11 protein-coding genes and 6 tRNA genes are annotated in these 12658 nt (G+C 73.6%); 6 read left to right on the top strand and 11 right to left on the bottom strand.

Annotated elements, in window-relative coordinates:
* Nucleotides 1–479: 479 nt before the first annotated feature.
* From ACQP6G_RS07800 to ACQP6G_RS07770, 7 genes are all read right to left on the bottom strand, one after another.
* Nucleotides 480–791, bottom strand: a complete 312-nt coding sequence (locus ACQP6G_RS07800) for a hypothetical protein (RefSeq protein WP_429763701.1) — start codon at nucleotides 789–791, stop codon at nucleotides 480–482.
* A gap of 14 nt (nucleotides 792–805) precedes the next feature.
* On the bottom strand, nucleotides 806–1132 hold the full coding sequence (locus ACQP6G_RS07795) for a DUF2277 domain-containing protein (RefSeq protein WP_429729700.1): 327 nt from the start codon (nucleotides 1130–1132) through the stop codon (nucleotides 806–808).
* Between the two features lie 109 nt (nucleotides 1133–1241).
* A tRNA-Val gene (locus ACQP6G_RS07790) sits at nucleotides 1242–1316 on the bottom strand.
* A gap of 42 nt (nucleotides 1317–1358) precedes the next feature.
* Nucleotides 1359–1431, bottom strand: a tRNA-Gly gene (locus ACQP6G_RS07785).
* Between the two features lie 226 nt (nucleotides 1432–1657).
* Nucleotides 1658–1732: transfer RNA gene (locus tag ACQP6G_RS07780), tRNA-Val, on the bottom strand.
* 8 nt (nucleotides 1733–1740) lie between these two features.
* A tRNA-Cys gene (locus ACQP6G_RS07775) sits at nucleotides 1741–1811 on the bottom strand.
* Between the two features lie 54 nt (nucleotides 1812–1865).
* Nucleotides 1866–1938 (bottom strand) — tRNA-Gly (locus ACQP6G_RS07770).
* A 126-nt stretch (nucleotides 1939–2064) separates the two neighbouring features.
* On the opposite strand from ACQP6G_RS07770, the gene ACQP6G_RS07765 reads away from it, so the two are divergent.
* Together ACQP6G_RS07765 and ACQP6G_RS07760 are read left to right on the top strand one after the other, a co-directional pair.
* Nucleotides 2065–3186 (top strand): chorismate-binding protein, encoded by a 1122-nt coding sequence (locus ACQP6G_RS07765; RefSeq protein WP_429763700.1) that lies wholly within the window; start codon nucleotides 2065–2067, stop codon nucleotides 3184–3186.
* Between the two features lie 46 nt (nucleotides 3187–3232).
* Nucleotides 3233–3835: a dihydrofolate reductase family protein gene (locus ACQP6G_RS07760; protein WP_429763699.1), complete on the top strand. Its 603-nt coding sequence runs from the start codon at nucleotides 3233–3235 to the stop codon at nucleotides 3833–3835.
* A gap of 18 nt (nucleotides 3836–3853) precedes the next feature.
* Here ACQP6G_RS07760 and ACQP6G_RS07755 read toward each other — a convergent pair whose 3' ends face one another.
* Both ACQP6G_RS07755 and ACQP6G_RS07750 read right to left on the bottom strand, forming a co-directional pair.
* Nucleotides 3854–5389, bottom strand: coding sequence for a multicopper oxidase family protein (locus ACQP6G_RS07755; RefSeq protein ID WP_429763698.1), 1536 nt, complete (start codon nucleotides 5387–5389; stop codon nucleotides 3854–3856).
* 12 nt (nucleotides 5390–5401) lie between these two features.
* Nucleotides 5402–5899: a COX15/CtaA family protein gene (locus tag ACQP6G_RS07750; protein WP_429763697.1), complete on the bottom strand. Its 498-nt coding sequence runs from the start codon at nucleotides 5897–5899 to the stop codon at nucleotides 5402–5404.
* A gap of 160 nt (nucleotides 5900–6059) precedes the next feature.
* Between ACQP6G_RS07750 and ACQP6G_RS07745 the strand changes: the two genes are divergently transcribed.
* Nucleotides 6060–6926: an aminotransferase class IV gene (locus ACQP6G_RS07745; RefSeq protein ID WP_429763696.1), complete on the top strand. Its 867-nt coding sequence runs from the start codon at nucleotides 6060–6062 to the stop codon at nucleotides 6924–6926.
* A gap of 59 nt (nucleotides 6927–6985) precedes the next feature.
* Nucleotides 6986–7057, top strand: a tRNA-Val gene (locus ACQP6G_RS07740).
* A gap of 245 nt (nucleotides 7058–7302) precedes the next feature.
* Here ACQP6G_RS07740 and gad read toward each other — a convergent pair.
* Nucleotides 7303–8679 carry a glutamate decarboxylase gene (gene gad / locus ACQP6G_RS07735; RefSeq protein ID WP_429763695.1) on the bottom strand — a complete coding sequence of 459 codons (1377 nt, stop codon included), beginning with the start codon at nucleotides 8677–8679 and terminating at the stop codon, nucleotides 7303–7305.
* Between the two features lie 209 nt (nucleotides 8680–8888).
* On the opposite strand from gad, the gene ACQP6G_RS07730 reads away from it, so the two are divergent.
* Both ACQP6G_RS07730 and ACQP6G_RS07725 read left to right on the top strand, forming a co-directional pair.
* On the top strand, nucleotides 8889–9350 hold the full coding sequence (locus tag ACQP6G_RS07730) for a DUF7144 family membrane protein (RefSeq protein ID WP_429763694.1): 462 nt from the start codon (nucleotides 8889–8891) through the stop codon (nucleotides 9348–9350).
* Nucleotides 9351–9416: 66 nt separating this feature from the next.
* A complete protein-coding gene (locus ACQP6G_RS07725) occupies nucleotides 9417–9680 on the top strand; it encodes a hypothetical protein (protein WP_429763693.1) in 264 nt (87 codons plus the stop codon).
* Between the two features lie 45 nt (nucleotides 9681–9725).
* On the opposite strand, the gene ACQP6G_RS07720 is transcribed toward ACQP6G_RS07725, so the two are convergent.
* Complete coding sequence (locus ACQP6G_RS07720; RefSeq protein ID WP_429763692.1) at nucleotides 9726–12512, bottom strand: LuxR C-terminal-related transcriptional regulator; 2787 nt, start codon at nucleotides 12510–12512, stop codon at nucleotides 9726–9728.
* Between the last annotated feature and the right edge of the window lie 146 nt (nucleotides 12513–12658).

Genomic DNA, 12658 nt, shown 5'->3' with positions numbered 1-12658 from the left:
TCGGCAGCGGTCACGGCGGACACTCTAGCGACCGGAGGCAACCTTCGCGGCTCCGGGTCCAGGTGCCGGATGTCGCGGGCGAAGGTGGCGCGCAGCGCTCGTCCGGCCGGCGTCCGGCGCGCGTGCAGGCGGAGATCCTGCCGAGCTGTCCGCGTTAAATAGTGTGCCAAGCGCGAGCGCGGCACACCGCCTGCTGCTAGACCTTGGCCATGAGCACGGATGGCACAGGCACCCGACCCACGGTGCCGGTGGACAGGTTGGACGAGTCGATCGCCTCGCAGGCCAGGCTGGCACCCCGGCGGCGCCCGCTGGGCGATCGCGACCGGGACGCCAGGTCCGGGGGAGACGCGGCGAAGGCGCCTGCGTCCCTTTCCGCGGCGGAGCTCGGCCCCATCGAAGGCGCCTCGAGCGGAGTCTCCTGGGACGACCCGGACGAGCTCTGACCCCGAGCGTCGACGTGACCCCGAGGGCGCCTGGCGTCAGCGGGGCAGGCGGTCCGCGCCGACGGGGACCAGCCGCGGCATCCCGGCGGGGGCGACACGGCTCAGCGCGACGTAGCGCGCCTCGGCGCGGTGCAGCCTGATGTGCTCGTCGAGGGACCAGTCCGGCCCGTTGGTGAGGACCATCCCGCAGGAGCAGTCGATCTCCACGGCGCCGCCGTGGCCGTGCCGGACCTGCCCCACCGTGACGTGCGACGCCCGGGCGTGCGCCTTGGCGCGGTGCATCGTCGCGGAGACGGGGTCGGGTGCGGTCGGCGGCACGTCGACGGGGGCGGGGAGGGGCTGATCCACGCGGGCGAGCCTACCTAGTGGGTGTGCGCGATCCCGAGCTCGTGCATCCGCTCGTGCTCCTCGCGCGCGGCCTGGCGTGCGGCGATGCGCGCCTGCACCTCCTCGCGGCGCAGCGGGGGCACGGTCTTCGGGGGCTGGCGTCGCTCGGGGAGCTCGCCGAGCAGGCGGGTGACGATCTCCGCGATCTCCGCGGTCGCCTGCTCGCACGGCTCGCGGGTGGCGGCGCTCGCCGAGCGCTGGACGCCCGTCACCTTGCGGACGAACTGCTCCGCGGCGGCCCGGATCTCCTCGTCGGTGGCGGGCGGCTCGAGCCCCCGCAGGGTCGTGATGTTGCGGCACATGCTCTCGACGCTACGCCGCGGGGGTGACGAGGGCGACACCCTGCGGAGAGAGGGGCCCGAGGGCGGGTATGCGAAAGGCCGCCCCGGGCGAACCGGGACGGCCTCGTTCTGGTGGGCGATACTGGGATCGAACCAGTGACCTCTTCCGTGTCAGGGAAGCGCGCTACCGCTGCGCCAATCGCCCGTACGGCTGCTGCGCTTCCCGCGAGGGAAATGCAGAGCTCGGAGCGGATGACGGGACTCGAACCCGCGACCCTCACCTTGGCAAGGTGATGCTCTACCAACTGAGCCACATCCGCGCGACCGGGTCGTTCAGGATCACTGTCCTGGCCTCCCGGCGCCTGAGGAACATTACTCGACCTTCGGCGCGCTGGTCCAATCGCGGCCGTGTGACCTGCGACGCTGCCACGGCTCCGGCCCTCGGTGGCGCGTCGGTGGGCACGCCGATGGGCACGTCGGAGAGGCTGGCCCGTGTTCCGGGAACGACGAAGCCCCGACCGGATCCCGGTCGGGGCTTCGTGATGCTGGTGGGCGATACTGGGATCGAACCAGTGACCTCTTCCGTGTCAGGGAAGCGCGCTACCGCTGCGCCAATCGCCCGTGCTGCGAGGTGGGTACGGGATTCGAACCCGTGTATACGGCTTTGCAGGCCGCTGCCTCGCCTCTCGGCCAACCCACCTTGAGACGTGCTCTCTCGACGCTCGACGTGAGTCGATCAGAGAGTGGGCCTCCGAGCGGATGACGGGACTCGAACCCGCGACCCTCACCTTGGCAAGGTGATGCTCTACCAACTGAGCCACATCCGCACGACCAGGACCAGGACACCCTGCGGTGCCCGCCGTTCTGGCGCGCCCCAAACATTAGTGGACCCCTGGCGGTCCGTCCAATCGCCCCCGCCCGGAGCTCCGCGCGGGACCCGCTAGCGTGCTCGTGTGCACGAGCCGACCTCCTGGGCCGCGTTCGCCGGCCGCCGTGCGTCGCGCGCCGTCGAGTGCGTCGACCTCTCCGAGCAGCCGGAACGGCTCGACTCGGGGCTGTGGTTCGTCGTCGCCGACTTCGAGGCCGACCTGGGTCGCGACGGCGCGACGCGGCCGGGCGGCCGGGCCCGCGCGTGGCGGTTCGCCGACGTCGGCCCCGCGCCGGCGACGCAGAGCGACCCCGGGCCCTGGCACGGCCCGGCGCCGTCGTCCTGGACCAGCTCGCTCGACCGCGACACGTACGTGCGCGCCGTCGCCACGGTCCGGGACCGGGTGCGGCGCGGCGACGTCTACCAGGTCAACGTGTGCCGGGTCCTGTCCGCGCCGTTGGCCGCGACGGACGCCGGCGCCGTCGTCGAGCCCGACGCCGCCGCGCTCGCCGCCCGGCTGGCGGCCGGCAACCCCGCCCCCTACGCGGCCGCGGTGCACGTGCCCGCCGCGACCGGGCTCGACCCCGTGTGGGTCGTGAGCGCGTCGCCGGAGCTCTACCTCTCGCTCGAGGCCGCCCCCGGCGGGACGGCGTCGCTCGCCTCGGGCCCGATCAAGGGCACGGCGCGCACGCCGTCCGGCCTCACCGCCAAGGACCGCGCCGAGAACGTGATGATCACCGACCTCGTGCGCAACGACCTGCAGCGCGTCTGCCGCCCCGGCACCGTCGACGTGACCGACCTGCTCTCCGTCGAGGAGCACCCCGGGCTCGTCCACCTCGTGTCCCGCGTGCGCGGAGAGCTGCTCGCCGCCGGCCCCGGGCTCTGGGCGCGGGCGCTCGAGGCCACGTTCCCGCCGGGGTCGGTCTCCGGGGCGCCCAAGTCGTCCGCGCTGCGGCTGATCGCCGAGCTCGAGCCGACGGCCCGCGGGCCCTACTGCGGGGCCGTCGGCTGGGTCGACGGCGACGCCGGGCGTGCCGAGCTCGCCGTCGGGATCCGCACCTTCTGGTGGGAGGACGAGGGCGACGGCGGCGTCCTGCGGTTCGGCACCGGCGCCGGGATCACGTGGGGGAGCGACCCCGGTCGGGAGTGGGACGAGACGGAGCTCAAGGCGGACCGGCTGGTGGGTCTCGCGACGTCGGAGCGGTGAGTCGCCGCACCGATGAGTCTCCGTGCCCGGCGCCGTCTCCCCGTGCATGACACAGGTGACGTGCGACCTCGGCATCTCCCTCGACGGCATCTCCGCGGGGGTGAACCAGTCCCTCGACCAGCCGTTCGGCGACGGCGTCGGCGACGGCGAACGGATCATGCACGCGTGGATGTTCGACAACCCCGACGACCACCGGTCGGAGCTCGACGCGATCACCGCGGCGGGCGCGTTCGTCATGGGCCGCAACATGTTCAGCCCCGGCCGCGGGGACTGGGACCTCTCGTGGCGAGGCTGGTGGGGAGAGGACCCGCCGTACCACGCGCCGGTCTTCGTCCTGACGCACCACGAGCGCGACCCGATCGAGATGCAGGGCGGCACGACGTTCCACTTCGTGACCGGCGGGCCGCAGGAGGCCCTCGCCCGGGCGCGCGAGGCGGCCGGCGACCGGACCGTGTCCGTGGCCGGCGGGGCGACGACCGTCAACCAGTTCCTCGCCGCGGACCTCATCGACGAGCTGCGGCTGCACGTCGCGCCCGTGGTGCTCGACGTCGAGGGGGTGCGCCTGTTCCAGGGCGTCGGGACGCACGACCTGCGCATCGTGTCCGCGCGCGTCACGCCGGAGGTGACGCACCTGGTGCTGCGCCGCTGAGCACCACCCCGGCGCCTGTCACTCCGGGACGTTGCCGCTGTCGTGCCCCAGCAGGTACGGCGTCGTGACACCCGCGTACATGAGGTGCGCCACGAGGCCCTCGGTGGCGTGCGGCAGGTTGTGGCAGTGGTCCATCCAGATCCCCGGGTTGTCCGCGAGGAACGCGACCTCGTAGACCTCGCCGTCGGCCACCTCGAGCGAGTCCGTCCACCACGGGCTGCCGCTCGCGGCCACGCCGTCGCGGGACAGCACCACGACGTGGTGGCCGTGCAGGTGCATCGGGTGCGGGGCGCCGCTGCGGTTGTCGATCCGCATGCGCACGACGTCGCCCTCCGCCACCTCGAACATCGGGACGTCCGGGTAGGTGTGCCCGTTCACCGTCCAGTGCATGCCCGGCTTGCCGTCGAGGAACCCGGGCGCCCGGCCGATGACGTAGTCGAACGAGCGGTCGGCCGCGCCCGGGTCCAGGCCGAGCGGCGCCGGCGTCCCGTAGGTGAGCAGGTCGAGGGTCGCCGTCGGGCGGGCCGTCGCCGAGGACGCCGCGCCGTCGGGCCCGACGACGACGGCGGAGGCGCCGCCCAGCTCGACGCGCGCCGCCGAGCCGTCCGCCGGCGCCACGACGAGCAGGTCCGCGCGCCCGCCGGCCGGGACCACCACGGCGCGGTCGCGCACCTCGGGCGGGCCGTGCACGTCGGTGCCGTCGACGGCGAGGAGGCGGAACGCAGCCCCGCCCACCCAGACCGGCAGGACGCCGTTGTCGGTGTTGATCACCCGGACGCGCGCCGCCGTCCCCGGCGGGACGTCGACCGGCAGGTCCCCGGTCGCCCCCTGCACCGTGCGCCGCGCCCCGTACCGGTGCACCAGCGCCGGGACGTCGACGGCGTCGTCCAGCAGCCTCGCGACCTCCGGCCCGCCGACCGGTCGGGCGTCCCGCCGCGGGGACACGACCACCGCCCCGAGCAGCCCCTTGCGCACCTGCTCGTGCGAGACCTGGTGCGAGTGGTACCAGAAGGTGCCTGCGTCGGCGACGACGAACCGGTACGTGTGCGACCCGCCGGCCGGCACGGCGTCCTGCGTCACGCCCGCGACGCCGTCCGCAGCGTTCGGCACGTCGATCCCGTGCCAGTGCAGCGTGGCGCCGCCCGCCACGCTCTCGTTGACGAACCTCACCTCGACCACGTCGCCCTGCGCGGCGCGCAGCGTCGGGCCGGGGGTGGTCCCGTTCACCGTGTACGCGTCGGTCGCGACGCCGGGAGCGAGCTCGACGCGCTCGGCGCGTGCCGTGAGGGTGAGCGCCACGTCGGCAGGGCCGGGCGGGGCCACCAGGGCGTCGACGCTCGTGGCGGCGGCCGCGGGCCCGCCGCCGTGGCCCGCGTGCCCCTCGAGCGTCGTGACGCGCGGCCCGCTGCCCCGCTCGAACGCGCCCGCCTCCGAGACGGAGAACCGGCCGGGCGTCCTGCTGGTCTGCCAGAGCAGCAGGAGCGGGACCAGGACGGCCGCCGCCGCCAGGCCGGCGACGACGCGCCGCAGGACCGGTGAACGGTCGGCCGTCATGGTGCGCCGAGGTCAGGGCGTGACGCCGTCGGCTGCCAGGCCCGGGGACGCGACGGCAGGTGCGCCGCGATCGGCCCGGCCGCGCGCCGCCACGCGCCAGCCCGTGTACAGCGAGACGCCGAACAGCAGCAGCGCGTTGACCCCGTGCAGGCCGCCCAGGAACGGGACGCTGTGCCCCGCGATGCCCAGCGTGGCCTGGAGCGCCACCAGCAGCAGGATCGCGAGGCCCCAGCGCCAGGCGCCGCGCACGCCCGCGAAGAACGAGGCGACGAACGTCAGGAGGGCGACGACGGGGATCACCATCATCCCGTTCGTCCCGTGCAGCAGCATGCCGGACTGCTCCGGGAAGACCTCCTCGCCGGCGAACACCTGCTCCATCGCCGCCTGGTCGAGGACGCCGCCGTCGTCGATGTAGAGGCCCATGCCCGCCACCGCGTAGACGATCACGGCCGCCTGGACGACGACGCCCGCGGCGACGACGTACGCGAGCACACGAAACACCTGTCTCATGCCGATCACCTCGATCGTGCAGGGGCCGCGCTGTCGCGACCCGTTCTCTGATGGTGAGACGGGCGCAGTGCCCCCGCTACGAGCGACCGGGGTGAACCAGGGGTGAACTCGAACGCCCCGGGCGACGCCGTCCGGGCGTGATGTCGGGCACACTGGCCCCATGAGTCTGGTGATCTGGGCGGAGGGCCGCCTCGTCGGGCAGGGGGAGGCCGCGCTGAGCGCCGTCGACCACGGCATCACGGTCGGCGACGGCGTCTTCGAGACGTGCACGGTCTTCGACGGTCGGGCGTTCGCGCTCACGCGGCACCTGCGGCGCCTCGCGCGCTCGGCCACCGGGCTCGGCCTCGCAGCCCCCGACGAGCAGAAGGTGCGCGACGGCGTCGCGGCCGCGCTCGCCGAGGCCGTGCGCCTCGACGGCGCGTTCGACGGCCGGCTCCGCATCACCGTCACGGCCGGTGTCGGCCCGCTCGGCTCCGGCCGCGTCGACGCGCCGCAGACCGTCGTCGTGGCCGCGCAGCAGTCGGCCATGGCGCCCACGTCGCGGTCGGCGCGCTCGCCGTGGCCGCGCAACGAACGGTCCGCCGTCGCGGGCCTCAAGACGACGTCGTACGCCGAGAACGTGGTGGCCCTCGCGGACGCCGTGGGGAAGGGCGGAGACGAGTCGATCCTGCCCAACACCGTCGGCGACCTGTGCGAGGGCACGGGGTCCAACGTGTTCGTCGAGCGCGACGGCGAGCTGGTCACCCCGACCCTCGACTCCGGCTGCCTTGCCGGCATCACCCGCGCCCTCACGCTCGAGTGGGCGGCGGAGGAAGGGCTGCCCGTGCGCGAGGCGAAGGAGGGTGAGCTGTCCTTCACGGTGCTCGACGAGGTGTCTGAGGGTCGCGCGCAGCTCGCGCTCACGTCGTCGGGGCGCAACGTGCAGCCCGTCGTCTGGCTGGACGGCGTCGGCGTCGAGGTGGGGGACGTGACCCGTGCGGCGCGCGAGCTCTTCGAGCGGAACTGCCGCGAGCGCCTCGACCCGTGAGTGCCCGCGGCGCCGGTTTGGTCCGCCGCCCGATCTGTGGCTAATATCGTCCACGCACCGGGCGATTGGCGCAGTGGTAGCGCGCTTCGTTCACACCGAAGAGGTCACTGGTTCGAACCCAGTATCGCCCACCCGTAAGCAAGGCCCCTTGACCAGCGAGCACGCTGAGCAGGGGGCCTTGTCGCATCCCGGGGCCCGCCGCAGGTGGTCTGCTGCGCGGGCAGGCCCGCCGCTGGGGTGGTGTCATGGGCCGGGCCGGGCCGGGCCGGGGCGTGGCGGTCGCCCTCCACAGGCGGGGGAGTCGCGACCCGGAGCCCGACCACGGGGGCGTCGACCTGCGAGGGCCGGTGTAGGACGTCTGCGGCACCCGCGACCGTCAGTGGCCGCTGCCCGTGACGATCCGGCGGCGTTCCGACTCGTGCACGCCCCCCTTCTTGTCCAGGGTCGCGCACGCCTCCTCGATGTCCCGGGCGAGCGTGTCGACGTGCTCCCGGCTGAGGGTCTGTTTCACGAGCGCTCGCATGATCGTCACGTCCTGCGCGTCGGGGGGCAGGGTGTACGCCGGGACCATCCAGCCGCGTTCGGCGGACAGCTGCCAGGCGATGTCGAACTCGTCGTAGGGCTGCCCCTGGTCCGCGAGCCGGAAGGCGACGAGAGGCAGCTGCTCCTCGCCGGCCCCGATCAGCTCGAACCGGCCGATGGCCTGCAGCTTCTCCGCCAGCGCGCGTGCGTTGAGCTGCATGTTGCGCATGATGTAGGTGTATCCGGCGCGCCCGTAGCGCACCAGGTTGTAGTACTGCGCCAGGACCATCGCGGAGCCGGTGGAGAAGTTCAGGGTGAAGGTGGCGTCGGTCTTGCCGAGGTAGTTCTCCTCGAACACGAGCTCCGGAGCGAGGTCGGCCCGCTCGCGGAAGATCAGCCAGCCGATGCCGGGATAGACGAGCCCGAACTTGTGGCCCGACACGTTGATGGACCGCACCTGCTCGAGGCGGAAGTCCCAGGGGGAGTCGGGGTAGAGGAACGGCCAGACGAAGCCCCCGCTCGCGGCGTCGACGTGCAACGGGACGTCGAGACCTCGCGTCTCCTTGAGATGCACCAGCAGGTCGTTGATACCCACGACGTCGTCCTTGTGCCCGGTGAACGTCGTGCCCAGGACGGCGGCGACCCCGATCGTGTTCTCGTCGACGTGCGGGGCGACGTCGTCCGGGCCGATGGTGTACTTGCCCGGCGTCAACGGGACGATCCTCGGCTCGACGTCGAAGTACCGGCAGAACTTCTCCCAGACCACGTGGACGTCGCCGCCGAAGACGAGGTTCGGGTTCGACGTCGACGCCCGCGCCGCCTCGCGGCGTTTGCGCCAGCCCCACTTCAGGGAGAGCGCGCCGAGCATGATCGCCTCGGAGGACCCCTGCGTGCGCGCGCCGGTCGTCTCGCCGGGCGCGTGGAAGAGGTCGGCGAGCATACGGATGCACCGCTGCTCGATCTCCGCGGTCCGGGGATACTCCGCGTGGTCGATGAAGTTCCGGTGCAGGTTCTGGGCGATCACCCGTTGAGCCTCGGGCTCCATCCAGGTGGTCACGAAGGTCGCCAGGTTGCGTGCGGGGTCGCCCTCCAGCGCCAGATCCTCCCCGACCAGCCGCATCGCGTCGACGGCGGACATGCCGTCCTGGGGAAACTCGCTGGTCGGGACCTCTTCGATCGCAAAGCGGTTGCCGAACAGCGTGGCGTCGACGTCGCGTGGCGGGGTGCTCATGGATACTCCTCCGGCCGGGCTCCAGGCACACATCCTCGTCCGTGCCTCCCTGCGAAGTACTCACCCTCTTCGGGTGAGCGCGGGACGGGGCGCCGGCGGGGTCGGCGCTGCGCGCGGGTGCGGCGCTCACCCGTTCGGGAGGAGGCCGCCCGCCTCTCCGGGGCCCACCCTGGAGGGGACCGCCCCCGCGCGCGCACCGAGGAGCCGACATGACCGACACCAGCTCGACCGCCGCCTACGGTTCGCCCGGCCCGTACGTCCCGGGCCAGTTCACCCAGACCCCCGAGGCCACGGGATGGGCGGGCTGGGTGGTCTTCGCCGGGACCCTGATGATCATGCTCGGGATCTTCCACGCCATCCAGGGTGTGGTCGCGTTGTTCAACGACGAGTACTTCCTCGTCGGTCCCAGCGGGCTCACCCTTCAGCTGGACTACAGCGCGTGGGGCTGGGTGCACCTGATCGGTGGGACCGTCGTGCTCCTGGCGGGCGTCGGCCTGCTGGCCGGCCAGATGTGGGCCCGGGTCGTCGGGGTCCTGCTGGCGATCGTCAGCGCGGTCGCCAACTTCGCGTTCATCGCGGCCTACCCGGTGTGGAGCACCATCATGATCGCGATGGACGTCGTCATCATCTTCGCCCTCACGATGCACGGCCAGGAGCTCCGCAGGCGCTGAGGTCCTCCCGCCGGTCCCGGACGGGGCCGATCCAGCAGGTCTGCAGCGAGAGAAGGGGAACGGGAGATGGCACAGCGGGCCGAGGCGGGCGCCATGATCTACGAGATCCGGGTCGACGGCCGGCTCGACCCGGCCCGGCTGGCGGACTACGCCGCGGTCACAGCACGGCACCAGGAGGCCGGGACCGTGCTGACCTGCGCCATCGTGGACGCGTCGGCGCTGACCGGCATGATCGCGCTGATCGCCGACCTCGGCCTGATCGTGCGTGACGTCCACCAGGTGTCGGCCGGCGCGTCGGTGACGCCGTCGTCCGACAGCTCGCCGCGGTGACCCCGCGACCCGCTCGGCCGCCCCGCCCGGCCCGGAGGGCATGACTCAGAGGGCATGACGTTCCGTGGCGATGCGGACGGCGTCACGCCGGCCGGCGGCCCCGAGCTTGCGATAGATGGCCCGCAGGTGCGTCTTGACGGTGTTGGACGAGACGAACAGCGCCTGGGCGATCTCGGTCGTCGTCATCGGGGAGCGGAGGTAGACCAGGACGGTGCGCTCTCGGGCCGTGAGCTCCCAGTAGGACCGTCGTCGGTGGTCGTCCCCGCGGGGCTGCATCCGCGCGACGATGTCGGCCACCAGCTCGAGGTGCCCGGTGCCCCAGGCCTGGTGGTCGTGGAGCAGACCGCGCAGGTCCGCGCCGCGCTCGACGAAGGGGCGGCGGATCCTGGCAGGGCTCGCCACCTCCAGCGCCCGCTCAAGCCTGTGGTGTGCCTCCCGCACCCTGCCGCGATCACGTTCCAGCAGGGCCTCGGTGAGCGTGGCGGCCACGTCGATGTGGGAGACGCGCCGGTCGGCGGGGATCCGGGCGAGGGCGGTCGCGGCCCCGGCGACGTCTCCGACCCGACGGGAGACCTCTGCCTCCCAGAGGCTCACGACGGGGTGTCGTTCGCCCGGGTCCGTGGTCGTCAGCGCGGCCAACGCCAACTCGTCGTCCCCACGCGCGTACGCCACGATCGCGTCGACCAGCCGGGCGAAGCCGACCAGGTACGGCGGTGCCGCCTCGGCGGACACGCCCGCGAGCGCACGGGCACGGTCCAGGACGGCCGCGTCGTCGCTCGCGACCGCGATCAGCGCGAGGAGGACCGCCGCGTGGAGCCGGTAGCCGGCCTGCCGTGGCGTGGCCAGGCGGAGCACCTGGTCGAGGCTGCGCCGGGCGGGCACGAGCTCGTCCCGCCAGAAGTCGGCGAGGCTGCACGTCAGGTATGCGGGGACGACGATGCCGGCCCAGTGCTGGCCCGTGCGGTGCGCCCGGCCGATCGAGTCACGGGCGAGCGCGTCGGCCTCGTCGAAACGCCCGCTCATGAAGAGCGGGACGGACATCGAGGCGCGGCACGCGAAGCCGATCGCCGGCAGCTGGTGCTCGGCGGCGAGAGCCGCGCCCTCCCTCAGGTGCCGCAGCGCGGTGGCGGGGTCGCGCTGGAGCTGGGCGACCGCCTCTCCGACGAGGAGGTGCCCGAACGCGCGGGCGACGGGCGCGTCCGTCGCGTCACGGAGTGCCGCGCGCCCCCGGCGGACCGCCTCCTCCGGGCCGGGCCGACCCGGGGCCAGGAAGTCCGTCAGGAGCACGTCGGTGAGCTCGAACCGGCGGCGGCGTCGGGCCGGCAGCCGGCCCGCGACGGAGCGGGCCCTGCTCATCGCGATATCGGCTGACCGGCCGTCGAGCAGCTGCCCCAACGCACGGAGCTGGAGCACCTCGGCGTCGTCGGACCGGGGCGCGGGGATCCGTTCGCACAGGTCGGTCAGGGCACCGGAGTCGCTGCGGACGAGGAGCTCGGGCCAGCGCTCCGTGAGCACGTCGGCGGCGAGGCCGGGGTCGTCCGCCGCGAGAGCGGCGGAGACGGCCTCGGCGGCGTCACGCGTGCGCCAGTGGTTCGCGACGACCCGATGCAGCTCCTGAACCGTCCCGGGCGACCTCTCGGTCATGATGGCGCGGCACTGGGACGCGAACACCGGGTGCCAGCGGTACGACGGCTCGCTCTCCGTCTCTGCCTCGGGTGCCAGGAAGACGCCCTTCCGGGCCGCCTCCGCGAGCAGCTCGGCACCGCCCGTACCGTCGTGGAGCGCCTCCGCCAGCCCGGCGTCGATGCGGTCGCCGACGGTGGCCCGCATGACGAACCGTGCCAGGTCGGGCCGCAGCGCGCCGAGCACCTCCTCGGTCAGGTACTCGGTGAGCGGGAGGTCGCCACGCTGCAGACCTGCGAGCCGGTAGACGGGTGCGGGGTCGTCCTCGACCGTGAGGAGGGCCATCCGGACGGCGGCCGGCCAACCCCGGGTGAGCGCGCTCAGCGAGCTGGCGACCTCGGGGGTGAGCGACGGGCCGGTCAGGGCGGCGAGCTCGGCGATCTCACGGGCGGAGAAGGCGAGGTCGTGCTCGCGTACCTCGCCGAGCTCGCCCGCGAGACGCAGGCGGTGCAGCGGCAGCTCCGGATCCGACCTGCTGGACAGGAGGAGATGGAATCCGCCGGGGGCGAGGCGGATCAGCCGCGCGAGGACCTCCCGCGCCTTGGCGCCGGCGAGCAGGTGGAGGTCGTCGACGACCAGGACCATCGGTTCGACGAGCGCCTCGATCGCGCGCACCAGCTCGTCGTGGTGGTCGGGCCAGCCGGCGTCCCGCGGCCACCGGCCGATGGGGTCGCGGCAGGCGATCTCCAGGAGCGGGCCCGCGTCGTCCCCTGCCTGCCCGTGCGCCGCGACCTGCAAGGCCGCGACCACGTGACGGAAGAATCGGCGCGGGTCGCTGTCGAACGCGTCCACCGTGAGCCAGCCGACGGTGGTGTCGGTGCGGTGGCACCACTGGGCCAGCACCGAGGTCTTCCCGAAGCCGGCGGGTGCTGCCACGAGCGTCACCGGGCGGTGGACGACGACGTCGTCCAGGAGCGACATGAGCCGGGCGCGCGGGATGATCTGCTCGCCGAGCGGGGGGACCGTGACCTTCGTGACCGGCGTCGAGAGGGCCGCGTCGCCGGGGGCGTGCGTCCCGTGCGCCGGGCTCTCCGCGCCGGCCGGCATCCACGTCAGGGGCGTCCGGTGGGCGCCCGGGACCGCCCCGGACAGGCGGAGCTCCGGGGTGACCTGCGACGCCCCGCGCGAGCGCCCGTCGGGGTTGCTCATCCTGGACCCGTGGCTCTCTGCCGTCGCCGCCCACCGCCGGCACGTTGTCAGCGTCCGGATCGTCGACGAGGCGGACGTACCGTCTCGAGTGTAGGAGCGGGCCGGGCGGTCTGTCCCACGTCGGGCACCCCGGCTCCATGACTTCA

It is taken from the genome of Isoptericola nanjingensis (genome assembly GCF_050311635.1).
GTDB classification, from domain to species: domain Bacteria; phylum Actinomycetota; class Actinomycetes; order Actinomycetales; family Cellulomonadaceae; genus Isoptericola; species Isoptericola nanjingensis.
The sequence above is the reverse complement of the archived record's forward strand: the minus strand, read 5'-3'. Positions and strand labels throughout refer to the sequence as shown.

Bases quoted from the DNA above. Each gene is read 5' to 3' on its own strand.
- ACQP6G_RS07795 (WP_429729700.1), bottom strand. From the start codon at position 1,132: ATGTGCCGCAACATCACGACCCTGCGGGGGCTCGAGCCGCCCGCCACC.
- ACQP6G_RS07760 (WP_429763699.1), top strand. From the start codon at position 3,233: ATGACACAGGTGACGTGCGACCTCGGCATCTCCCTCGACGGCATCTCC.
- ACQP6G_RS07755 (WP_429763698.1), bottom strand. From the start codon at position 5,389: ATGACGGCCGACCGTTCACCGGTCCTGCGGCGCGTCGTCGCCGGCCTG.
- ACQP6G_RS07750 (WP_429763697.1), bottom strand. From the start codon at position 5,899: ATGAGACAGGTGTTTCGTGTGCTCGCGTACGTCGTCGCCGCGGGCGTC.
- ACQP6G_RS07745 (WP_429763696.1), top strand. From the start codon at position 6,060: ATGAGTCTGGTGATCTGGGCGGAGGGCCGCCTCGTCGGGCAGGGGGAG.
- gad (WP_429763695.1), bottom strand. From the start codon at position 8,679: ATGAGCACCCCGCCACGCGACGTCGACGCCACGCTGTTCGGCAACCGC.
- ACQP6G_RS07730 (WP_429763694.1), top strand. From the start codon at position 8,889: ATGACCGACACCAGCTCGACCGCCGCCTACGGTTCGCCCGGCCCGTAC.
- ACQP6G_RS07725 (WP_429763693.1), top strand. From the start codon at position 9,417: ATGGCACAGCGGGCCGAGGCGGGCGCCATGATCTACGAGATCCGGGTC.
- ACQP6G_RS07720 (WP_429763692.1), bottom strand. From the start codon at position 12,512: ATGAGCAACCCCGACGGGCGCTCGCGCGGGGCGTCGCAGGTCACCCCG.